At 61.5% G+C, this 22462-nt stretch carries 21 protein-coding genes and 3 pseudogenes; 12 read left to right on the top strand and 12 right to left on the bottom strand.

What is annotated here, in order from left to right:
- Positions 1-4 precede the first annotated feature (4 nt).
- Both AC07XB_RS29470 and AC07XB_RS29465 read left to right on the top strand, forming a co-directional pair.
- Entirely contained in the window at positions 5-1552 is a 1548-nt protein-coding gene (locus AC07XB_RS29470) for a hydrogenase large subunit (RefSeq protein WP_492832202.1), read from the top strand.
- Positions 1552-2079: an NADH-quinone oxidoreductase subunit B family protein gene (locus tag AC07XB_RS29465; RefSeq protein WP_492832200.1), complete on the top strand. Its 528-nt coding sequence runs from the start codon at positions 1552-1554 to the stop codon at positions 2077-2079. Before AC07XB_RS29470 ends, AC07XB_RS29465 begins: the two co-directional genes overlap by 1 nt.
- A 262-nt stretch (positions 2080-2341) precedes the next feature.
- Here the strand turns inward: AC07XB_RS29465 and AC07XB_RS29460 are convergent.
- The 4 genes and pseudogenes from AC07XB_RS29460 to AC07XB_RS29445 all read right to left on the bottom strand — a co-directional run bounded on the left by AC07XB_RS29460 (position 2342) and on the right by AC07XB_RS29445 (position 5873).
- Positions 2342-3510: pseudogene (locus tag AC07XB_RS29460) on the bottom strand (PDDEXK nuclease domain-containing protein).
- Positions 3511-4039: 529 nt separating this feature from the next.
- On the bottom strand, positions 4040-4243 hold the full coding sequence (locus AC07XB_RS29455; protein WP_492832198.1) for a hypothetical protein: 204 nt from the start codon (positions 4241-4243) through the stop codon (positions 4040-4042).
- 9 nt (positions 4244-4252) lie between these two features.
- Positions 4253-4513: an H-NS histone family protein gene (locus AC07XB_RS29450; RefSeq protein WP_492832196.1), complete on the bottom strand. Its 261-nt coding sequence runs from the start codon at positions 4511-4513 to the stop codon at positions 4253-4255.
- Between the two features lie 205 nt (positions 4514-4718).
- Complete coding sequence (locus AC07XB_RS29445) at positions 4719-5873, bottom strand: ATP-binding protein (RefSeq protein ID WP_492832194.1); 1155 nt, start codon at positions 5871-5873, stop codon at positions 4719-4721.
- Positions 5874-6895: 1022 nt separating this feature from the next.
- On the opposite strand from AC07XB_RS29445, the gene AC07XB_RS29440 reads away from it, so the two are divergent.
- Positions 6896-7129 (top strand): hypothetical protein, encoded by a 234-nt coding sequence (locus AC07XB_RS29440; protein WP_492832192.1) that lies wholly within the window; start codon positions 6896-6898, stop codon positions 7127-7129.
- 251 nt (positions 7130-7380) lie between these two features.
- On the opposite strand, the gene AC07XB_RS29435 is transcribed toward AC07XB_RS29440, so the two are convergent.
- The 3 genes from AC07XB_RS29435 to AC07XB_RS29425 all read right to left on the bottom strand — a co-directional run bounded on the left by AC07XB_RS29435 (position 7381) and on the right by AC07XB_RS29425 (position 10172).
- A complete protein-coding gene (locus AC07XB_RS29435) occupies positions 7381-8202 on the bottom strand; it encodes an ABC transporter permease (RefSeq protein WP_492832190.1) in 822 nt (273 codons plus the stop codon).
- Between the two features lie 2 nt (positions 8203-8204).
- Complete coding sequence (locus AC07XB_RS29430; protein ID WP_253932481.1) at positions 8205-9053, bottom strand: ABC transporter permease; 849 nt, start codon at positions 9051-9053, stop codon at positions 8205-8207.
- 93 nt (positions 9054-9146) lie between these two features.
- Entirely contained in the window at positions 9147-10172 is a 1026-nt protein-coding gene (locus AC07XB_RS29425) for an ABC transporter substrate-binding protein (RefSeq protein WP_492832187.1), read from the bottom strand.
- A gap of 353 nt (positions 10173-10525) precedes the next feature.
- On the opposite strand from AC07XB_RS29425, the gene AC07XB_RS29420 reads away from it, so the two are divergent.
- From AC07XB_RS29420 to AC07XB_RS29405, 4 genes are all read left to right on the top strand, one after another.
- Positions 10526-10939 (top strand): RidA family protein, encoded by a 414-nt coding sequence (locus AC07XB_RS29420; RefSeq protein ID WP_253932483.1) that lies wholly within the window; start codon positions 10526-10528, stop codon positions 10937-10939.
- 6 nt (positions 10940-10945) lie between these two features.
- The gene (locus tag AC07XB_RS29415; RefSeq protein ID WP_253932484.1) at positions 10946-11617 is read left to right on the top strand and encodes a DUF1028 domain-containing protein; all 672 of its coding nucleotides are present in this window, start codon (positions 10946-10948) and stop codon (positions 11615-11617) included.
- Between the two features lie 110 nt (positions 11618-11727).
- Complete coding sequence (locus AC07XB_RS29410) at positions 11728-12687, top strand: LysR family transcriptional regulator (RefSeq protein ID WP_253932485.1); 960 nt, start codon at positions 11728-11730, stop codon at positions 12685-12687.
- Between the two features lie 70 nt (positions 12688-12757).
- Positions 12758-13255, top strand: coding sequence for a M20/M25/M40 family metallo-hydrolase (locus tag AC07XB_RS29405; RefSeq protein WP_492832184.1), 498 nt, complete (start codon positions 12758-12760; stop codon positions 13253-13255).
- 106 nt (positions 13256-13361) lie between these two features.
- On the opposite strand, the pseudogene AC07XB_RS29400 reads toward AC07XB_RS29405, so the two are convergent.
- Positions 13362-14506, bottom strand: a pseudogene (locus AC07XB_RS29400) (alpha-hydroxy acid oxidase).
- A 97-nt stretch (positions 14507-14603) separates the two neighbouring features.
- The gene (locus AC07XB_RS29395) at positions 14604-15857 is read right to left on the bottom strand and encodes a flavin-containing monooxygenase (protein WP_492832182.1); all 1254 of its coding nucleotides are present in this window, start codon (positions 15855-15857) and stop codon (positions 14604-14606) included.
- 412 nt (positions 15858-16269) lie between these two features.
- Here AC07XB_RS29395 and AC07XB_RS29390 point away from each other — a divergent pair, with 412 nt between their 5' ends.
- The 5 genes from AC07XB_RS29390 (at position 16270) to AC07XB_RS29370 (ending at position 20645) form a co-directional block, all read left to right on the top strand.
- Positions 16270-17418 carry an ABC transporter ATP-binding protein gene (locus AC07XB_RS29390; RefSeq protein ID WP_416047140.1) on the top strand — a complete coding sequence of 383 codons (1149 nt, stop codon included), beginning with the start codon at positions 16270-16272 and terminating at the stop codon, positions 17416-17418.
- Positions 17419-17511: 93 nt separating this feature from the next.
- Positions 17512-18489 (top strand): NAD(P)H-quinone oxidoreductase, encoded by a 978-nt coding sequence (locus AC07XB_RS29385; RefSeq protein ID WP_492832180.1) that lies wholly within the window; start codon positions 17512-17514, stop codon positions 18487-18489.
- A 20-nt stretch (positions 18490-18509) separates the two neighbouring features.
- A complete protein-coding gene (locus tag AC07XB_RS29380; RefSeq protein WP_492832178.1) occupies positions 18510-19151 on the top strand; it encodes a glutathione S-transferase in 642 nt (213 codons plus the stop codon).
- A complete protein-coding gene (locus AC07XB_RS29375) occupies positions 19148-19609 on the top strand; it encodes a type II 3-dehydroquinate dehydratase (RefSeq protein ID WP_492832176.1) in 462 nt (153 codons plus the stop codon). The genes AC07XB_RS29380 and AC07XB_RS29375 overlap by 4 nt, the downstream gene beginning before the upstream one ends.
- A gap of 79 nt (positions 19610-19688) precedes the next feature.
- Positions 19689-20645, top strand: a complete 957-nt coding sequence (locus tag AC07XB_RS29370) for a 2-hydroxyacid dehydrogenase (protein ID WP_492832174.1) — start codon at positions 19689-19691, stop codon at positions 20643-20645.
- A gap of 117 nt (positions 20646-20762) precedes the next feature.
- Here the strand turns inward: AC07XB_RS29370 and AC07XB_RS29365 are convergent.
- The 3 genes and pseudogenes from AC07XB_RS29365 to AC07XB_RS29355 form a co-directional block, all read right to left on the bottom strand.
- Positions 20763-21139 (bottom strand): annotated as a pseudogene (locus AC07XB_RS29365) (IS110 family transposase); the annotation flags it as partial.
- Positions 21140-21252: 113 nt separating this feature from the next.
- Positions 21253-21648: a hypothetical protein gene (locus AC07XB_RS29360; protein WP_492832172.1), complete on the bottom strand. Its 396-nt coding sequence runs from the start codon at positions 21646-21648 to the stop codon at positions 21253-21255.
- A gap of 404 nt (positions 21649-22052) precedes the next feature.
- Entirely contained in the window at positions 22053-22292 is a 240-nt protein-coding gene (locus AC07XB_RS29355) for a hypothetical protein (RefSeq protein ID WP_492832170.1), read from the bottom strand.
- Positions 22293-22462 lie beyond the last annotated feature (170 nt).

Here is a 22462-nt window from a genome sequence, read left to right as displayed (position 1 = left end):
GCGAATGCCCTTGTCTGAACTCGGACTCGACCTGCATTGCCTGCCGGCACCGCTGCCGGTATGGCACGGGCTGGCCAGTCCCGACGCATGGAGCGCGGCAGCGCGCACGGTCGCGGACACCGGCGGGCGCCTCATTTCCGTGTGGGGCCTTGACCGCAGCGCCGTCGGAGGGACGTTGGCGGCATGCGCCGCGTATGCCGTACCGGAGGGACTGGTCTGGCTCGAACTACGGCTCGGCGATCCGGCACAGGGGGTGCCGGATCTGAGCGGCATCTTCTCGTGTGCCGGGCGGATGCAGCGCACCATGGCTGACCTCTTGGGCACCCATGTGCAAGGCAGCCACGACCATCGCCCTTGGCTGGATCATGGCCTTTGGCCGCCCGGGTCATTCCCCCTGCAACACGGGATGCAACCGCTGCCGGCCGCGGGCAGACTGCCGGCGGACTACCCCTTCGTACGTGTCGATGGCGAAGGAGTGCATGAGATCGCCGTCGGCCCGGTACATGCGGGCATCATCGAACCCGGCCATTTCCGTTTCTCCGTCGTCGGTGAGAAGGTGCTGCGGCTTGAAGCCCACCTTGGCTACACGCACAAGGGCATCGAGCGCCGGTTCACCGAATTTGCGCCGCTCGAAGCTTACCGGCTCTCAGGACGCATCTCGGGCGACTCCACGGTGGCCTATGCCTGGGCCTACTGCATGGCGCTCGAATCGGCGTCGGGTAACGAGATACCGGCAAGGGCGGCCTGGCTGCGCGCCATGATGCTGGAGCGCGAACGCGTGGCCAACCACCTGGGCGACCTCGGTGCGTTGGGCAATGATGCCGGATTGGCCTTTGGACTGGCACAGTTCTCGCGACTGCGCGAGGACTGGCAGCGCTTGTCCAAGGAGGTATTCGGCCACCGGCTCATGATGGATGCCGTGGTGCCTGGGGGCGTCGCAATCGACCTGGCGCCGCCGATGCTGGACCGGCTGCACAAGCAGTGCGACGCCATCGAGCGCGAGGTGCGCGCGCTGCGGGTCGTGTATGACGAGCACGCTGGCCTACAGGACCGCTTTCTCAACACGGGGCGGGTGGCGCCACAACTCGCCGCCCGGCTTGGTCTCACGGGGCTCGCCGGGCGCGCCAGCGCGCAAGCGGCGGACCTGCGTTGCGACCACGCATGGCCGCCCTACGATCGTTTAGACGTCAGTATGGCCACGCATCGAAACGGCGATGTTGCCGCACGTGTGGCGATGCGCTTTGACGAGACAATTGAATCCCTACGGCTCATTCGCGCCATCTGCTCGGAGCTGCCGGGTGGCGCGATCCGTGGCGACATCCGGGTGCTGGACACCATCTCCATCGGCGCAGGCTGGGTAGAGGGCTGGCGTGGTGAAGTCCTTGTCGCCCTCGAGATCGGCGGCGACGGCCGGATCTTGCGTTGCCACTGCCATGATCCCTCCTGGCAGAACTGGCCGGTGCTTGAACACGCCGTCATCGGCAATATCGTTCCGGACTTTCCGCTGATTAATAAGTCCTTCAATCTCTCCTATTCGGGGCACGACCTCTGATGTGGCTCCTCCTCAAGCAAATTGCCCATACTGGCATCGTTACCGAGCCTGCGCCCCAGGCCGTCGATACCGATGGCGGCGCCGCGATTCAACGCATCCACCAGGACATCCTCGACATTCTCGGTCAGGCGCTGGCGATTAGGGAGGTCGATGCGGGCTCGTGCAATGGCTGTGAACTGGAAATCCACGCGCTCAACAATCCTTATTACAACATTGAAGGACTTGGCATCAAATTCGTTGCCAGCCCGCGGCATGCTGACATGCTGCTGGTGACCGGACCCGTCTCCCGTCACATGGAAGAGGCTTTGCGACGTACCTATGACGCGACGCCAGACCCAAAGTTCGTGGTCGCTGTGGGCGACTGCGGCTGTACGTGTGGCATCTTCGGCGAGAGCTATGCAACTTGCGGCCGCGTCGCCAACGTGATCCCCGTCGACGTCGCTGTGCCTGGCTGCCCGCCTACCCCCATTGAGATCCTGCGGGGGATACTAACCGCCGTGCAGCGGCGCAAAAGCCAAGTCATCTAAACGATAATCCTGGAGACCGACAACAAGGGCAGCGATGTGCCCCGAATCCGCGCCGCAATGGTCGCCTGCAGCCTTTAGTTATCCACAGATTCTGTGGATAATTCCCCCTTCCGGACGCAGAAATGCGCACTGACCGGCGCGGGATCTGGTCTGCTAAGTAAATCACTGGTCTTTTTCCCACTTCCTGCCAACGTTCGTGAGCCCAATTAGGGCGTCCTGCTGGCTTCAGCGGCGCCTCACTGGTCGTTTTGGTCGGATCATGCTAATTACCCCCATTCTTCCCGGTGCGCCGCAACTCCAGCTCTGGCCGCGTCTTGGCTAGCTCCTTGGCTAGCAGTTTTTCATCAGGCAGCACGGTCTGGTATTCGGCAGCTAGCACCTTGTTGGGCAGACCTTCCAATGCATAGTGGGCCTCTGATGCACCTTTTTCGGCGCAAAGGATCAACCCCACCGGTGGATTCTCTCCAGGCTTCATCCAGTGTTCGCGCGCATAATTAAAATACAGGTGCATCTGCCCTGCGTCTGCATAGCTGAACTTGCCCACCTTGAGGTCGATCACCAATAGGCACTTGAGTCTACGGTGAAAGAAAAGGAGATCGACGCGAAACCAACTGTCGTCAATTCGCAGTCGGCGCTGGCGCCCGATGAAGGCAAAGTCATCGCCCAGTTCGAGCAAGAAGTCAGCCAGATGTCGGATCAATGCGTCTTCGAGGTCAGTTTCGGAATACTCGTCCTTTAGGTCGAGAAATTTCAGAACGAACGGATCTTTGATGGCCTCCTCTGGTGTGATCGCATCACTAGGCTCGGCCAACTCACCTTTTTCCAGCATGCTAGCCTTGTTACGCGACAGGGCAGTACGTTCGTAGAACTGGGTACTGATTTGCCGATCAAGTTGCCGTACCGACCAGCCCCCGCGCAAGGTTTCGGTCTCATAGAAATGGCGCGCTTGCTCATTTTTGACCGACAACAGACGCACATAGGCCGACCAAGGCAAGGGAAAGGCCTTGGCAAGGGCGGCTAGATCAATCGCATTGCGCCGCAGTGATTCCGAAAACACGGTACCCACTGAAATCGCAGACAGCGTCTGCGACTTTCGAGCGCGCGGCAATTTCGCAGACGCTGTCTGCGAAATCCGCTCAGGGGCCACCCCTGGTAAAAGGAACGCATCTGCTCCAAGTTGCGCTCGGAAAAACCTCGCCCAAATCGGGTAGACAAGTCGGCAGACAGCCACTTGAGCAGTGCTTGTCCATAGGCTGCTCGATCTTGCCCGCCTTGCTCGAACTCAACGATACGGCGACCGATTTCCCAGTAGGTTGCCGTCATCAGTGCATTGATACTGCGCGCGGCGACACGACGAGCGCTCTCCAGCAAGGCGACGATGTCGCCGTGGATGCCGCTGTAGGCGGGACTGGAGGATACGAGGTCGGTCATGCCTCAACCTCGTTCAGAAGCACCTCGATTTTGCACGGCGGGTGCATCACCTCAACCTCAAGGCCTTGCGGGTCCGCGAGGCGCGCGTCGGGCAACTTACCACGGGCCACGCAGGATTCCGTCCGGCGAGCCGTTATCAGGTCCGCGCCAAGATGGACGTTCATTGCACGACTCGGTTTCTCCACAAACGTTCCAGTTAGCTCTAGTTCGAGTACAACGATTTGTGCACTTGGCACTGTGCGCACATTGTAACGGCGGTTAGCGCGCCGCCCCACGCGCCGGGTCGGCAGTCGCCCGGTGAGGTAGCGGCCTATCCCGTGGCGCGATGGACAAATTTCCCTCTCTCGTCCTCGAGGCGGCCCGGGTTTGAACTTGGTGCGCATCACCGGCACCTGGCGCTTGATATCTACCAGGCGGCGTGTGGCGGTGGCCTGTGCATCGGTTCGCTCCACGTCGTACTGCCGATTGCAGTTGCGCCCGCAGCTCGTCTTGAGCGCCTGCCCTCACCCGAGCGCCTGCTTTGCCTCCGTCAGTTGCCGGCTTGCCGTGCCCGTTCCTCGGCACCGGCCACGGCGGCGCCTTGCGCCCGCGCCTGCACCGCTACCAGCTCAGCGCGCACTTCTGGCACCACCTGCTCGCCCTTCTGCTGCAACGTACGCTCCTGATCGATCTCGCGCAGCGCGCGGCGCTCGGTGGCACTGGCCCGTTCCGAGGGATGGCCGGGATTCGTCAAGATTTCACATCACCCGGTCCGCCCGACGCGGAAATGCTCCAAGGTCTGCCCGGCGTTGACCGCCCGCTGCAGCCAGTCTGGCATGGCGCCGCGACCGTCCCAGCCCTGCCCGTGCGCGTTGCGGTAGCGCACCGCCCCAGGCAACGTCGCCGGTGGCGGCTCGGCAAAGCAGCCGGCGGCCTGCAGGTCGGCCAGGCTCAGCCCATGCTGGGCCATCTGGATGCGGATCCAGGTAATCGCTTCGGCGCGCTCGATTTCGATCGACTTCATTCTAGGTGCACAGATTTGAGGAAGCTGCGGGGCAGGATCCTGCGTTGTCGTCTCAAAGACCGTTGGGCTTCAACAATGTTCCGGCGGATCGCAGGTGTAACGTAGAGCGAGCGCTCGAGCGGCCGACCCGTCGCGCACTAAAAAGTCGCGTTCTTTATTACTTCCAGCCTTATGTATCATTTCCGGCTTTATCCCGGCATGCCCCCTATGCCGCCGGCACTGGCTTCAGCATTCCCGCCTGTTGCATCAGATTCGCCAATCCGGTCTCCTCGAGCGCGTAGACGCCGCGCGCTGCCCGCCATACAAGCGCTTTGTCCTGGAGCGCAGAAAGCGCCTGCTGGGCATTCGAAACATCGACTCTCGCGTCGGCGCCCGGGTCAATCGCCTTCAAGACGGCGTCATACGCCTCCATGGTGGCTGCCTCGAACGGCGCGTAATTGCTCCCCCGAACGGCCATGACTCGAAGAACTGTGGATTGAAGCGGCGTCAGACTGTGAACCACACGCATCTGTTCGGTGTTGCTGACCGCAATCTGCTCTTCAACCGCGGCCGCAAATCTCGCGGGGATGTCTCCTGCCGGAAGTCCGAATTCAAACCGAAGCGCATCAGCCGCGGCACCCAACAGTTCCGGGCGGAAAGCGGCTCGCTTGAACAGCTCGAACACCTCTGCCGGGTCAAGTTTGGCTCCCAAGTCAAGTCGATCACAGAACCATTGGACATAGGCCATGTCCAGCGCCGGGAAATTGACGAGGGGAGCTCCGTAGAACGCCTGGTCTCGGCTATTGCGAAGCATGGCCAGCTTGTCACGATTGGAGCCCGTCGCGACGATTCGCAGACCCTTATGTCTGCTGCTATTCAGTTCATCCCGCGCGGCCTTTAACGCGAACAGGGCTTCGCTCCCCTTCTCACTGACAATCGCTTGCTGCGCTTCGTCGATTAGCAGCACAATGGGCTTGCCCGCATCATCCGATAGGGCGGCAAGTGCCGCCGACAGGGAAATCCCTTCGCCAAGGCCAACCCGATCAAGGGAGAACGACATCCCGCCAACCGCGACTTTCTCCATTCCGGCAGAGCGAGCGAGTCGCTTAATGACGCCTTCATGGCTCGCGAGCTCGGCCCGCACGGCCCCGACAATGACCTCTCCTGGGTCAGCTCGGCGGTCTTCCCACAGATCGGCATAGACTACAAGGGCACCGAGGTTCTCCAACGCCGGCCGCAGATCCTCCCTTAAGAAGGTCGACTTGCCGGTTCGTCTTGGCGCCGCCAAAAAAAGGCCGGAACTGGACGCGGAAGTCGGTGAGACCGTCAGAATTTTGGTGGCCAACTCTGTTGCTAGTGCCTCTCGGTTGAAAACTTCCATCCGCGCGCTCCCTAGAGTATGTTCGATTAGACCAAACTATAGTCGATTATAGTCAATGTCGCTAATTTGTGTTGTTTAGGCCATATTTGTACGGTTTCGCCGCTCATTATGTAGATCTTGCAGCACATTCTAGAGGGCGAAGCGAGTCTGTCGCGATGGAGCGCTGACGTGGCGGGCACTGGGTACATGCGGATCCAGGTAATCGCTTGCGCGCGCTCGATTTCAATCGACATGGTGTAGGTGAATAGATTTGGGGCGGCGCCGGATCCCGCGTGGTGCCGTCTGGCGGCAGCGCTGGATTTCGGGGTTGTTCTAGGTGATGGCTGCAGTGGGAATCCGCGCCGGCGGGAGGACGTGGCCGCCCTCATTGCTTAAATTTTAGTCAAACCCGCTGATGCCGTCGGCACTCGGCCCACGCGCGGCTTATCCACAGGCTTGTCCCTGCGTGCGGTGGATAAATCCCATCCGAGACCTCCCCTCCCCCCTCAGGCCGGCCCGAGCTTGAACTTGGTGCGCGTCACCGGCGCCCCGCGCCCTGCACCGCCGCCAGCTCAGCGCGCAGGTTCGCGAGCGCCTGCTCGCCCTTCTGGCGCAGCGTGCGCTCCTGGTCGATCTCGCGCAGCGCTCGGTGGCGCTGGCGCGCTCCTGTGCCGCCACCACCTGCTCGCGGGTGCGCTCCAGGTCCGCCGAAAACTGCGTGTCCATCTCGCCCAGTTGCTGCTCCAGCGCCTCGACCTGGCGCTTGCTCTCGTCGTGACGGGCCTGCGCGGCCGCGTGGGCCTGGCGCTCGGCGTCCAGTTCCCCTTGTAGGGATCTCCCATTGTTTTCGCTGCAGCTTACCGGGGTAACTGCCCCTCACAACCACGCGGGTTTCCGGGCGGTGATCTCGATAAATGCCAATAACTCAATGAGTTGCTGTCTGACGTCATGCGCTTATTGGCATGCTCTAAGCAGCATGTTTTCAGACTGAACATTGCGACCTCGTCTCGTTGGCGCTACCCGCCGCAGTCCGTCTCACGCCGATGGCTGAGCACCAGCGCCGCTATATCACGCGCTGGCTCAAGGAACGTCTAACGGGTCAACCGAGCCGCAGCGAGCTGTTTCATGAACTGAAGCGCCGGCTGTACGATCATCGGATCCTCATACCCCATGACCGTGCACTAAAAAGACTGATCAGCCAGGCCGTCGCGACGGCCGAGACGGCGCTTGCCGTCCCCCTGGTGCACGCATATGGGGCTGCCTCCCTGGACGCTTGAAGTGCATCGCTCGCGCGCCCGCATGGCGACCGCGCGAGCCTGCAGCAATGGCTTGGACCGTCCCGTTGCGAACCTCGACCCATCAGATAGGGCAATTGTTCGACAAGGTCGAACTCCTCTACAAGATGGGAATTCACCGAAACTCGCCGTCGGCGGGCCTTGGGCACTAGGCTCATCTCGCTTCGCATAGGATGGGAGCTACCGTGCTAGCGATCCATATCGCTAGCACGGCTTTCCGCAGCATATGCCGGTCAATGCCCTTCCTCGATATTGAGGAGTTTCCCCAAGTTCAGAAAATAGTTCGCAAAGGCAAGCACGCTAGCCGTCACGGCAATATAGACGACTGACAGTGCGGCCAGCGTCGGATCGGCAAACTCCCGGACATAGTTGTACATGGAAACTGGCAGAGTCTGCGTGTCTTGCGTTGTGACGAAAAGCGATGCAGTGAACTCGCTGAACGACATGATCGCAGCAAACAGCCAGCCGCCGAACAGCCCCGGCGCGAGCAGTGGAATCGTGATCGTGAAAAGAACCTTCAGCGGCGATGCACCGAGGCTTGCGGCTGCCTGTTCCAGCCTTGCGTCCAGATTTTCCATGGAAACATAGACGCTCTTCAGCACGAACGGAAGCACCAGCATCACGTGGCACAGGATGACGACGTCATATGAGCGATGTATGGAGGCCTGCGACACCAAGATGAGTAGGCCCAGCCCCAGCGTGAAATGCGGCACCACTAGTGGCGAATGCAAGATGGCCAGCAAAGTCTGCTTGCCGGGGAAAGCCAGCCGCTTGACGGCAATCGACAGGCAGGTCCCGATCACCAGTGCAATGAACGAGGACCATCCGGTGATGACGAGGCTGGCGCGAAATCCATCCCGAAAATCCGGATAACTGAAGACGCGTGCGAACCATGTCAGAGAATAGGATTCAGGTGGGAACGTGATGATTGCCTTTTCGTTGAAGGCAGCAATCGTCACCACCACGACCGGCAACAGCACAAATGTAAGCAGAATGGCGACTAGCAGCGGGCCGGCGACACGTAGCGGCAAAGGCAAGGCGCTTTTGATTCTCATTTTTAGTGTCCTCCAACGGCTTTCAGTCGCTTGGTGAATAGCCCCAGGGAAAAGAGCGCTGCTGCCGTCAGCAGCAAGCCCATGACACTAAGGCTGGCTGCCAGCGGGAAGTTCATGGAAGCGAAGCCAAGCTGGTATACCAACGTCGACACTGTCGGAACGCGGCCTCCGCCAATCATCTGAGGCGTCGCAAAGGCGCTGAATGTCCAGGCGAACGCAGTTGTGATGCCAGCCAGAATACCTGGCATCGAAAGCGGAAGCGTGACCGTCAGGAAGGTCCTGATCGGGCCGGCACCCAGGCTCTGGGCGGCCTTTTCGTAGTCGCGGTCGATGTGCGAAATCGCCGTGGCAAGCATCAGGACCACAACAGGAATTGTCACGTGCACCAGCGCGACCAGTACGCCAAAGTGGGTGAACATGAGCTCCAGTGGCCAGTCGATCAGACCGAGCGTCCGCAACGTGCCATTGACGAATCCATTGCTGCCCAGGACGGCGATCCAGGAGTAGGTCCGGACGATCTCCCCCAGGAACAGAGGCGTGATGGACACCACGAGGATGAAGGACTTGAGTGCCCGGCTCCGGACACGCACCAGGGCATAGGCGAGCGGATACGCAACAAGCAGCGAGAAGAAGGTCGTCTCCACGCTCAGCCGCAAGGTGTTGGAGAACGCGTCGAGATAAATCGACTTGGTCAAGCCGCTAAAGTTGGCGAACGTAAATCCGCCGACATCCAGGGAGCCGGGCACATACGCCCGGAAGCTGAACTGCAGGACCGCAATCAACGATACTGCGATGCACAGCGCGACAAGTACTGCTGGGGAGACCAGCCAGGCTCGTGGATCGGAGCGCATTCTTAGACCTTATTCCAGATGCTCAATCGGCGAGGGAGGATCGGCGCAGTGCGTGGCCGCGGCGGCCCTCCCTCCATACGCTTGCTATCGGGTTCAGTTCATGACATTCTCAGTGAACCACTTCCGCCATTCCGCAGTCTTTTCGGCGCGCAGCTTGTGGTCCACGAGGATGGCCTTTTCCCACTGCTCTTTCGTCGTAAACACGCCGGGAAGCTTGGCGTCTTCAGGCGAAACCTTGGCGTCGTCTATGACGGGACTCGCCTTTTTCAAGACTACGATCTTCGACTGGACATCCGGGGACAAGGCGATGTTCAGGAACTTATAGGCCAGATCGACTTTGGTCGATCCCTTCGTGATCGCCATGGTATCGATGCCGAGCACAGCACCTTCCTTCGGCGTGGCCAACTTGATCGGTACACCCTGACTAATCATGTGATAGGCGTTGATCGACAGGATGACCTGCACGGGCGTTTCGCCGGAGGCGATCAACTGCTGCGCATTGGCGTCATTGGTATAGAACGCCTTGAGGTTTGGCTTTAGCGCCTTGAGCTTGTCCTGGCCCTTTTCCCAGCTTTGCGCTTCGCCGCCCGACAGCATGGCCGAAACCGCGACTACATGGCTCGGATCGAAGTCAGGCACGCCAATCTTGCCTTTCAGGGCCGGGTTCCACAAGTCGTTCCAGCTCTCGAACTTGATGCTGGGCGGCACCAGGTCGGTGCGATAACCGATGGTATAGACATAGGCCCAGCTGCCGATGTGATAAGGGCTGATCTTGGCGCGATCGACAAGATGCTTGTAATTCGGAATCTTGCTCGTATCTAGTTTTTCAAAGAGATTGCCGTTGGCGTAGAGCCAGCCGACGTGGGAAGTCGTGAAGGTAACGTCGCTCTCGGGCTTGGAGGCAAGCTTCGCCTTGTTCAGGCGGTCGATGGTGCCGCCCGTGATGTACTTGACCGGCACGCCGGTTTGCCGCGTGAATTCTTTGCCGATGCTCTCATCGATGAGGTCGCGGAAACTACCGCCCCAGGTGCTCACCACCAAGGCTTCCTGGGCCAATGCCGCCGTACTTCCAAGCGTGGCGGAGAGCGCGAAAAGTGTCAAACTCTTACGAATCTTCATTTACTTCCCCTCAATCGAAAAGATAGACATCTGATAGAACTGGAAATACGCTGAAACCTTCACTGAGACGACTTTGACGCAATTACTTCGAATTACGGAGCCTATGATGTGAAAGTCGTGCCATGCGGCCAAGTCGGTTTTTTCGTAGGGGTGCCTCACATTTCCCGATGGGGTTGTGGATTGTTCCGCCGTCTGGAACAGGTTAGCGGCCGTCTGAGGTTCGGTGGTATTCGGAAATTCCTAAACAGCCAGCCGGAAAATACAAATGGCGCCGCCAGCGGCTGCGCCTGACCATGCACTCGGGGTGCATGGCCCCAACCTCCCGCCACCTGCTGAATTGACCTGAATCGACCATGAAACATACCCGCATCCGCACCTTCAACACGAAAGTTACCTACCCTGAACAGAATCTGGACAACGACCTTTGCCAAGCCGTTGTCGCGCGAGGCAGTACCGTTTTTCTGCGAGGGCAGATCGGCCAGAACCTCGACACCTCGGAGAGCGTGTGCATCGGGGACGTCGCCGGACAGGCGGAGCAGGCCATGGCCAACATCGCGATGCTGCTCAAGGAAGCCGGCGGCGAGCTCGAGGACATCTGCAAGATCACGATCTACATCATCGACCCGCGCTACCGCGAAGCGGTCTATCGCGTCGTGGGCCACTGGCTGAAGGGTGTCTTTCCGGTCTCGACCGGCATCGTCGTATCGGCTCTGGCCCGCCCCGAGTGGCTGGTCGAAATCGACGCCATCGCTGTCATCCCTGACTGAGCTGCCATGACCTTTTCTATCATCGCGCGGTGCCCCGCCACCGGCCAGTTTGGCGCCGCCGTGGCGTCCTCGTCACCGGCAGTTGCCTCGCGCTGCATCCGCGGCCGCAAAGGGGTCGGCGCAACCGCGAGCCAGAATATTACTGACCCGGATCTGGGCCCCCTCGCCCTGGACCTGATGGCCAGTGGCCTTACGCCGGAACGCGCCCTCGCCGAGCTGCAGAAGCGCCCCCATATCGAGTATCGCCAGCTCATGGCCATCGACGCGCACAACCCGCCGGTGGTTTTCACCGGTGCCAAGGCGCTGGGGACCCTGGCAAGCGTGGTCGGCACCCATGCCGCATGCGCGGGCAACATGCTGGCGACGCGTGACGTGCCCCAGGCCATGCTGTCGGCCTTCGAGCAGACCGAAGGCGCGCTGGCGGAACGGCTGATACAAGCCATGCTCGCCGGCCAGGCCGTCGGCGGCGAGGAAGGTCCGGTGCACTCGGCAGGCCTGTTGGTGTACGATGCGCAAAACTGGCCTGTCGTAGATCTGCGCCTGGACTGGGTGGAAAACGATCCAGTCGAGGCCCTCTATGCCGTCTGGCAGGTTTACGCGCCGCAGCTGAAGGACTATGTCAAGCGGGCGCTCGATCCCCGTGCGGCGCCCAGCTTCGGCGTTCCCGGAAACCTTTGACCTGACCGATGCATCGAATAACAGCGCGACAGCGCCGGTCAGGCGGCCGGTGCTCGAAAGGGCAAACTTTCTCCAGTACATTGGACCGTTCACCTTTTCTTGATCTCGACATGCTCAATCGCATTTCCCTGCGCCAAATGGAGTATTTCGTCGCAACGGCGAAGCATGGCAGCATCTCCGCTGCGTCGACGCAAATCCATATCTCCTCTCCCTCGATCTCCGCAGCCATCGCCCATATCGAGGCCGAACTGGGCGCGCAGCTGTTCGTGCGCCATCCTTCCAAGGGCATTGGCCTGACGCCCGTCGGCACGCTGGTCCTGCAACACTGCGAAGATATGCTCGGACGGTCGTCCCGGCTCTATGAAATCGCCTCCGATTCGAGTGAAGTTATCCAGGGCACCTTGCGGGTGGGAAGCTTCCAGTCGCTCACGCCCATGATTGCGCCCGAGGTCATCTTCGGCTTTTCGCGCGCCTTCAAAAAAATCGAGCTGCAGATGGTCGAAGGCGACCAGGAGGTCTTGATGAACAAGCTCCATGCGCTCGAGATCGACCTGGCAATCACCTACGACCTGCACCTTGGCGATGACATCCAGTTCGAGAGCCTGGCGACGATGCCGCCCTATGTCCTGGTGAGTGAGGTCCATCCGCTGGCGCAGCAGAAAGTCGTCTCCTTCGAAGAGCTGGCGCCCGAACCCTACGTCTTGCTCGATATACCGATGAGCCGGGACTATTTCGCCTCCCTGTTTGAAAAGGCCGGCGTGACGCCGAACATCGCGGCGCGTTCGCAGTCCACGGAAGCAGTCCGGGCCTTGGTCGCCAACGGAATTGGCTACGCGCTCTTCAATGTGCGCCCCAAATCCAATCAGTCGCTCGATGGAAAACGCATGGTGCGGATCCGCCTTGCCGGTACCCATCGACCTATGCTGCTCGGCCTGGCGACTTACAAGCCGATGAAACAGTCAAGATTGACAAGGGTCTTCATGGAACGCTGCCGCGCTTATATCTCCGACCAATACATTCCCGGAATGAGCGCTCCAAGTTTCTTCGATCCCCATATAGCAACGCCTTGAATCGGCGTCCTGAAGCGCCATCTTCATCGGTCATGCCGCATTCGGCAGTGCCCCATCAAAAACGCCAGAGATGGAAAATCAAACCTCTTCCGCAAGCGTCTCGCTTCTGGAGACGCTCATTTCTTTCGCATCGGTTTCCCTGACGCCAAACATCGCGCCCATCCACAAGGTCCAGGACATCCTGGCGGAAGCCGGCATCGAATCGATGCTTGCGCCTAACCCGCAAGACCCCAGCCGATCCAATCTGTTTGCGACGGTCGGTCCGGTGGGCGTTCCGGGCGTCCTGCTCTCCGGCCATACCGATGTGGTGCCGGTGGAAGGCCAGCCCTGGACTTCGCCCCCTTTTGAGGCAACGCACCGGGATGGTCGCATCTACGGACGCGGCACAGCCGACATGAAAGGCTTCGTTGCCTGCGCCGTCACCGCCATGGTGGCAGCCGCCCGGCAGCCGCTCCAGCGCCCCTTGCAGCTAGCGCTGTCCTTCGATGAGGAAATCGGCTGCGTTGGCGTGCGCCACCTGCTGCGCCGCCTGGAGAACAGCGAGGCCTCGGAGACACTCTCAAAATGAAGCGAAGGGGTTCTGGCTAGTCACGCGGCCGCGGACAGTACATGTAGTACGGCAGGGCCACCGCATGATACAAAGCCGAACGCCAGAATCTTCTTGAAAGCATCTCTTACTTCGTCAGCAGGATGCTGCGGTCGACCGACTGGATATCCGTCTTGCCGCAAAATGCCATGGAGAGATCGAGCTCGTTCTGAATGATGTTCAAGGCCGTGGTCACGCCTTGCTCGCCGAGGGCGCCCAGGCCATACATCATGGCGCGACCAATATACGTGCCACGCGCCCCGAGCGCGACGGCCTTGAGCACATCCTGGCCCGAGCGGATGCCGCCATCCATATGAACTTCCACCCGATCCCCGACGGCTTCCACGATGCGCGGCAATGTGGAGATTGAGGACGCGGCGCCGTCCAGCTGGCGCCCGCCATGGTTCGACACGATGATGGCATCGGCGCCGCTTTCCACCGCCAGCCGCGCATCCTCGGGGTCCTGGATGCCCTTGACGATCAGCTTCCCATCCCAACGCGTCTTGATCCATTCGACATCCTGCCAGGACAGACGCGGATCGAACTGCTCCTGAGTCCACTCCACCAGCGCCCCGATATTGTCGACGCCCTTGGCATGCCCGACGATATTGCCGAACTGACGGTGTTTGGTCCCCAGCATGCCCAGGCACCAGCGCGGCTTGCTCGCCATGTTCACAAAGTTGCGCAGGGTGGGCTTGGGCGGCGTGGACAGACCGTTTTTCTTGTCCTTGTGCCGCTGGCCGAAGACCTGCAAGTCCATGGTGACCACGAGCGCCGAACAATTGGCATTTTTGGCACGGTCGATCAGGCTTTCGACAAATGTCCGGTCGCGCAGCACATACAGCTGGAACCAGAACGGATGGCGACCGGTGGCTTCCGCCACCGCCTCGATCGAGCAAATGCTCATGGTGGACAAGGTGAATGGGATGCCGTGCCGCTTCGCCGCGCGCGCGGCCAGAATTTCTCCATCGGCGTGCTGCATGCCGGTCAATCCGGTGGGCGCGATCGCCACCGGCATGCTGGGACCGGCTGACCCACCATGGTGCTGGCGGTGCTCCGCACGGTAATGTCGACCGCCACGCGCTGGCGGAATTCGATACGCTGAAAATCCGTCTCGTTGGCACGGTAGGTATATTCGGTCCACGAACCGCCGTCGACATAGTCATAGAACATGCGTGGCACGCGCTTTCTCGCCAGGTTGCGCAGATCTTCAATGCACGTCATCTCGGCCATGCGAACTCCCCGGAAAAAAAGCAAAAAGCCGCCGGATCACCCGATCCGGCAACTCGTCCGTGCAACCTCGTTACGAATGACAGGTCACCGTGCAGCCTCAAGACCGCTCATACGTCATATAGCCGTTCTGGAGCACGATATGGTCAGCGATGTATTTCGCATCGTGCCAGACGCCATAGATGAAGGACGACGCCCGGTTGACCAGATTCGGTAGACCCAGGAAATAGATACCGCCTTCCGCGGAGATGCCGCGCTTGTGGAACGGATCGCCTTTCTCGTCGAAGGCATTCTTCACGTTTAGCCAGTTGAAATCAAACTTGAAACCGGTCGCCCAGAGAATCGTGGTGATGCTGGCTTCGGCCAGGTCGAGGCTGAGGATCGGGTTCTTGAGGCACTCCGGGTCCGGCAGCAGCTCCCAGGCGTCAGGTTCCGGCGGAAACGGCAGGCCATTCTCTTCGATATAGGCATCCGCTTCGCGCAGCACATCGAAGTAGGCGCGGTCGCCTTCGGCCACGTTCTCGAGCAGGCCTGGCTCGAACGTCATGACGCCATCTTTGTAGGATTGGGTTAGCCCGACCAGGTTGATGCCCGCATGCGCCAGGCGCCGGAAATCGACGGTCTTGCCGCCTTCATAGCCGCTCACGGCGAAAGCGACGTGCGCCTTCTTGGGCCGGATCCTCACTTCATCCCACAGGCCGAGGGCGCCCAGCCACCAGCAGTAGTCACGTCCCCGGTACGCGCGCGGTGGGCGGTAATGCTCGCCGACCGAGAGATAAACCGTCTTGCCGGCCTGGCGCAGCTCTTCGGCGATTTGCGAGCCGGAAGCGCCCGCGCCCACCACGAGCACCGCGCCTTCCGCCAATTGGCCCGGATTTTTGTAGGTCGAGGAATGCAGCTGCTGGATTTTTTCGCTCTCAGGCACGATCTTCGGATAGGCCGGCGTCTGGAACGGCCCGGTTGCGGCAACGACGTTGTCTGCCTCGATGATACCCTCGGAAGTCGTCACCCTGAAGCCGGGACGCCCTTGATGCCGTTCCACTTGCTTGACTTCCACGCCGGTACGGACCGGCGCCTTCAGCATGGCGGCGTAGCTCTCGAAATACTGGGCCATGCGCTCTTTCGGCGGAAAGGTCTCCGGCGAAATACCTTCGAATCTCATCCCGGGAAAACGGTCATGCCAGGCCGGCCCATTCGCAACCAGAGAATCCCAACGCTCCGAGCGCCAGCGCTCTGCGATTCGGCTGCGTTCCAGCACGACATGCTGCACATCCATGTGCGCGAGATGCTCACTCATCGCGATGCCCGCCTGGCCAGCACCGACCACCACGGTGTTGATTTTTTCCACTGACATTTGAATTTCCTAAAAATAATCGCTCCGGTAAGTCGCCCCGGCATGGAAGCATCGACAGCAAGGCGTACTGGCGCCCTGGAGACATCGCTCATCGACAGTGGCCAGTTTGATGAAGCCCACATCGTTTGAAAATCACGTTTTTCAAACTCATGACTTAGGAAAAAGTAAAGCGCCGGCCGAAGGGTGCCGCACCGCCCCCGCACAACCGCGCGCCACAAGGCGTTCCGGCCCATCGCATCCGCGCCGCCTGCGCCAGAAAATGGGCATTTCGTTTTTTCCGAGGGGTCGCATCAGTTTCGGCAAAGTCCCGACTCTGGCTGTTTGCCTTATTCTGCTTGCCAGGACCAGCTCGGCCTCGATGTCATCGGGCCCAAGCCTGGAGCACGGCATACTCCTCAATCTCCGTACCACTATGAACGTAGCCAACTCCGAGCCTACCGCACAGCAACACCACGCACAGCTCGATACTGCCGTCAGCCTGGAACGGGTGGTCAAGAAGTATCACGACCACACCGTGCTGCACGATCTCTCGCTGAAGATACGACGCGGGGAATTCCTCACCCTGCTGGGCCCGTCCGGCTGCGGCAAGACGACGCTCCTCAACCTCATCGCCGGCTTTGCGGAAGCCGACACCGGCGAGATTTTCATCGATGGTCAGCCGATGACCTGCGAGCCGCCGCACAAGCGGCAGATCGGCATCGTCTTCCAGAACTACGCGCTCTTTCCCCACATGACCGTCGAGCGCAATATCGGCTATGGCCTGCGCATGCGGGGCGTAGGCAAGGACGAAATCGCACAGCGTGTGAAGCAGGTAGTGGACCTAGTGAAGCTCGACGGCCTCGGGCACCGCAAGCCCCGCGAACTCTCGGGCGGCCAGCAGCAGCGCGTGGCGCTGGCGCGGGCGCTGGTGATCCAGCCCAAGGTACTACTGCTGGACGAGCCCTTCTCGGCCCTGGACAAGAACCTGCGCGGCTCCATGCAGGTCGAGATCCGGGAAATCCAGCGCCGCTTGGGCCTGACCACAGTATTCGTCACCCATGACCAGGGCGAGGCGCTGGCCATGTCCGACCGGATCGCGGTGATGTCGAACGGTATCATTCGGCAGATCGCGTCGCCGGCCGATCTGTATCAGAACCCGAAAGACCCGTTCGTGGCATCCTTCCTGGGTGACGTGAACATCCTGCCGGGGCACTATCACGGCCAGACGGCAACGGATGTGCAACTGCGTCTGGGCTCGGGGCTCATCAGCTTCCCGCATGCGCGCCTGGCCGACGCATCGCACGACGGGGAAAGGCTGGACGTGTACGTGCGCCCGGAGCACATCAAGCTTGAGAATCTCCATGCAGAATCGGTGTTAAGCGGCACGGTGATCAATCACGTCTACCAGGGCGATCACATCAATACGTTCATCGACGTGGACATTCCGATGACGGCGCGTCAGGTCGTCACGGTGCGCAGTGCGGGCCTGAGCGCCATGCAGCAATGGCCCATCGGCTCGGTCGCGGGACTTGCGCTGCCTGATGAGGGCGTGAGCATTTTCAGTCCGCAGAAGCGGACGTAAGAACAGATGCAAGATCGCAACGCGAAGGCATAACACAACGCGTCAGACAACGCAGCCTGAGAAGACACACCCATGACCAGTCTCCCCCGCTCCATGCAAGCCATCATCGCCCGTGAACCCGGCGACGCCAGTGTATTGACGCTGGCCGCGCGCCCCATGCCCGAGCCCGGTGCTGGTGAAATCCTGCTGCGCGTGCTCGCCGCCGGCGTCAACCGGCCCGATATCATGCAGCGTCAAGGTATCGCGAAGCCGGCGCCCGGCATCACCGACGTGCTCGGCCTGGAAGTCTGCGGCGAAGTGGTCGCCTGCGGTCCCGGCGTGGACAGCCGGCTGGTGGGTCAGCGGCTGATGAGCCTGGTGCCCGGCGGCGGCTATGCGCCGTGGTGTACGGCGCCGGTCGATCAGTCCTTCATCGTGCCCGGCACACTTTCCGATGCCGAAGCAGCCGCCTTGCCCGAGGGGCTGTTCACCGTGTGGCACAACCTGTTCGAGCTGGGCCGCCTGGCCATGGGCGAAACCGTCCTGATCCACGGTGCAGCCGGCGGTATCGGCACGCTCGCGATTCGCATGGCGCACGCCGCCGGCGCTACCGTCATCGTCACGGACAACGACGAAAGCCGTTTTCCAGAACTGCGCGCTATGGGCGTCGATGCGACGATCTGCTGGCCCACCACCGATTTCACCGAGGCCTGCCTGGAGTACACCAATGGGCGCGGGGTCGACGTGGTAATCGATATCGTAGGCGGCGACTATGTCCGCCGCAATCTTGCCGCGATGGCCTTCGGCGGCCGCCATGTGAGCCTGTCCTTCATGCAGGGTTCGGCGGTCAATGTCGAACTGCTGACGCTGATGCAGCGCCAGGTGAGCCTGCACTCGTCCACCATGCGCCCCCAGAGCCATTACGAAAAAACCCGGATGGCCCAGAGCATTGCCCGCCAAGTCATCCCGTTGCTGAATAACGGACGGGTCAAGCCGCGCATCCACGCCACCTTCCCGCTCTCGGAGGCGGTTGCGTCACACCAGATGCTGGAAAGCGGTAAGGTCTTCGGCAAACTGGTCCTGATCCCCTAGAGCCTGTCATCCAATAGAGCATGCTGAAACTTCTTTTCGCTCCGACCTCGCCATTCGTGCGCAAGGTCATGGTCTGCGCACACCTGACGGGGCAGGCCGAATACATCGAGCTGCTGGACAGCGCCGCCCATCCGGTGCGGCGCGACCCGCGCATCGCGGCCCACAACCCGCTCGCAAAGGTCCCGACGCTGATCCTGGAAAATGGCCAGGCCATCTATGACAGCCGGGTGATTTGCGAGTACCTGGCCAGCCGGGCAGACGCCGCGGACATCTTTCCCGCCTCCGGCCCCGCGCGGTGGACGGCCCTGACCCGCCAGGCGCTCGGCGATGGCTTGCTCGACGCCGCGCTACTCGCGCGCTACGAACGGACGGCGCGCCCGGAGGAAGTCCAGTGGCCCACGTGGCGCGAAGCGCTGCTGACGAAAGTCAGCGCCTGCCTCGAGTCAATCGATGCCATCGCACCGGACCTGGTGGAAGAACAGCCCGCCATCGGTGAAATCACCATCGGCTGCGCGCTGGGGTATCTGGATTTCCGGTTTCCAGAAATCGATTGGCGCGCCCAATACGGCAACGCAGCACGCTGGAACGAGGCTTTCCAAAGCCTTCCCGCCATGCAGGCCACGCGCCCCCACGAAGGTTGCGATACAGAGGTTCGAACATGAACGAAAAGACCAACATCTGGTTCCTGAATGGCCCCAACGCCAATCTTTATGGCCTGGACGCCAACAAGACGTACGGCAGCGACAGCTTTCCGATGCTGCAGTCACGATGCGAGCAGAAGGCCGCGTCCCTGAATGCCGACCTGCGCTTTTTGCAGTCGAACTACGAGGGACAACTGGTCGACTGGATCCAGGAAGCGCGCGGAGTGGCGGACGGCATTATCATCAATGCGGCCGGCCTGACCTACTCTTCGATTCCGATCCTCGATGCCTTGCTGTCTTTCCCCGGCCCGATCATCGAAACCCATATGAGCAACATCTGGAAGCGCGAGCCGTTCCGCCACCATTCCTACATCTCCAAGGTGGCGGATGGCGTGATCGCCGGGCTGGGCGGCGACGGCTACGAATTTGCCATCGAGGCCGTCATGCGGCTGGTGCAGAAAGGCAGAGCAGCGGTCTGATTTCCCATGCGCACGCGGAACGGCAGCAAGGTGTACTCTCGCTGCCGTCAATGCCATTTTTCTCAATGCAGTTGCCACGATGCCAATTTCTGAGGACACCCCCTCGGGTGTGCTGGCCTTCTACAGCGCATTCGACGATTTCGACACGTGGAAGCGCGCGCTCCAGGCGCAGCTCCCGAATCTGAAGGTCATTCACTCTAACGACATCATCCGGCCGGCCGACATTCACTACGCACTCGCCTGGAAACCGCCGGAGAATTTTTTTGCCGGGATGACGAACTTGCGCCTGATCGTCAATCTGGGGGCCGGGGTTGATTCACTGGTTCAGCGGCAGGATCTTCCCCCAGGCATTCCGATCACACGGCTCACGGACCCGCAGATGGCGCGCATGATGGCGGGGTACGTGCTGTTCTCTGTGCTGCGGCACGCCCGGGACATCCCGTACTTCGAGCAGGCGCAGCGGCGGGGTGAGTGGGCCTACCGTCATCCCCGTTCTCCGGAAGACACCCGCGTGGCGGTTCTGGGGCTCGGTCAGCTGGGCGCGAAAGCGGCCCACGAACTGCAGCGCCAGGGGTTCAAGGTGATCGGCTGGTCGCGCAGCCCGGCGCAGATCGAAGGCGTGGAGTGCTTTGCCGGACTGGAAACGCTCGACACCGTGCTCGGACAGGCGGACATTGTCGTCGTGATGCTGCCGCTCACGCCGCAGACTGCTGGCGTCCTGGATCGGGCGCGACTCGAGCGACTGCCGCGAGGCGCGGCGTTCATCAACGTTGCGCGGGGCGCACTGGTCGATCAGGCGGCGCTTACGGACCTGCTCCAAAGTGGCCACATCGGCGGGGCAACCCTGGACGTTTTCGAGCGCGAACCTTTGCCTGCCGGGGATCCGCTGTGGAGCATGCCCAATGTGCTGATCACCCCCCACCTGGCTTCGGTGGCGATTCCCTCATCCGCGGCAAGACAGATTGCGGAAAATATTATTCGCGTTTCCGCCGACAAATCGCCGGACAACATCATCGATCCAGCACGCGGATATTGAGGTATGGACTACGTCCGGCTGGCGCGCGGGACGGTCCGTTAGTGTCACACACGGAGCGTGAACTGCAGACCGCCTAGGTTCGCTGCGAACTCAGGACTCCATACACCGGGCGCGCGGCGCGTCGACAGCATCCGCTGCGTCTTCGGAAACGGGCCGATTCTGCAACCGGCTGTGCATCGCCTCGCACCGACAGGCGACCAGGACGCCTTCGTCGCGGGCGACTGCGACCGGCAGCGCGCCAATGGTGGCGGGCTGATCGACGACGAACAGGAGTCGGCCGTGTGCCTTGAGGTCGGTAATGAGGGCGCGCAGTTTGGCCTCATCGTTGGGCAGCGCTTTGTTGTAAAGGCGCTTTCCGGTCCGATCGAGCGCGACAGCGTGATGATGGCCTTTGCCTACATCAACGCCGACGAAGTCGTGTTGTTGGTTTTCTTGCATCGAAATTTGTGCGGATTGAGCGGATTGGCCGCAACAACGGTGGCAAATCTCGGCATCCACGTTACGGACGGCCTCAGGATGTTCCGGCCGAGCCCCTATTAGCGATCACCAGCCATCCACCAGACCCGGTGACAACACCCCCCGGATCATGGACGACTGGGGGCAGGAATCATGCCGGGCCTGGCTTGCCAAAGCCCCAATTATCGGGGCACGAAGATAGTAACGGGGGCGGCGGATCGAAACACCCCGCCGCTTCCAGCTCCTCCATGAGGGGCGGCCGGGATTCGTCAATAATCCGCCGCACCTCCGGCCAACCATTTGATTTCAAATCGGAACTCCCCTTGACGGCGGGCCCCGTGATTCCCGCGACGGCTACGCAGAAATGTTCCGCCGTCTGCCCGGCGCGGATCGCCCGTTGCAGCCAGTCCGTCATGGCACCGCGACCGTCCCAGCCCTGGCCGTGCGCGTTGCGATCTCGCACCGCCCCGGGCACCGTCGCCGGTGCCGGCTCCGCAAAACAGCCGGCCGCCTGCAACTGGGCCAGGGTCAGGCCGTGCTGGGCCATCTAGATGCGGATCCAGGTAATCGCTTCGGCGCGCTCGATTTCGATCGACATGGCGTTGGTGAACAGATTTAGGGAGGCGAGCGATCCGGCGTGGTGCCGCCGGGAAGGCGTGGCCCCTCTCCTTGCTTAGATTTTAATCAAATCGGTTGATACCGTCGGCACTCGGCCCCCGCGCGGCTTGTCCCCTTGCGCGGTGGATAGATTCCATCCGACACCTCCGGCGCCCTCCCTCAGGTCGGCCCCGGCTTGAACTTGGTGCGTGCCGCCGGCGTCCGACGCCGGGTTGGCGCCATACGGCACGACGCGGTGGCTTGGGCGCGCTCGGCGCGCCGCAGCGCCGCTTCCAGCTCGGCCCGCAGCGCGTCTTGTACCGCCTGCCCTCGTCCGAGCGCCTGCTGCTGTGCCTACGCCAGTTGCAGGTCCGTGTCGCGCTCGGCCTGCAAGCGCGCCCGCGCCTCGGCACCGGCCACGGCGGCGTCTTGCGCCCTCGCCTGCATGGCCGCCAGTTCGGCGCGCAGGTCCGCGAGCGCTTGCTCGCCCTTCTGGCGCAGCGTGCGTTCCAGGTCGATCTCGCGGAGCACGCGGCGCTCCGTGGCGCTGGCCCGCTCCTGGGCGACGGCCACCTGCTCGCGGGTGTGCTCCAACTCGGTCGAAAATTGGGTTCGTAGTTCCTGCAGTTGCCGCTCCAGCGCCGCGAGCTGACGCGTGCCTTCCTCCTAACGCGCCTGGGCGGCCGCGAGGGCCGCCTCCAGTTCGCCCTGGAGCGGTCTCCCTTTGTTTTCGCTGCAGTTTACCGGGGTAGCCACCACTCCTA

The sequence above is a fragment of the Cupriavidus sp. GW821-FHT02F09 genome (genome assembly GCF_059421605.1).
Note: the sequence above shows the minus strand (reverse complement) of the source record. Positions and strands in the feature narration are given on the sequence as shown.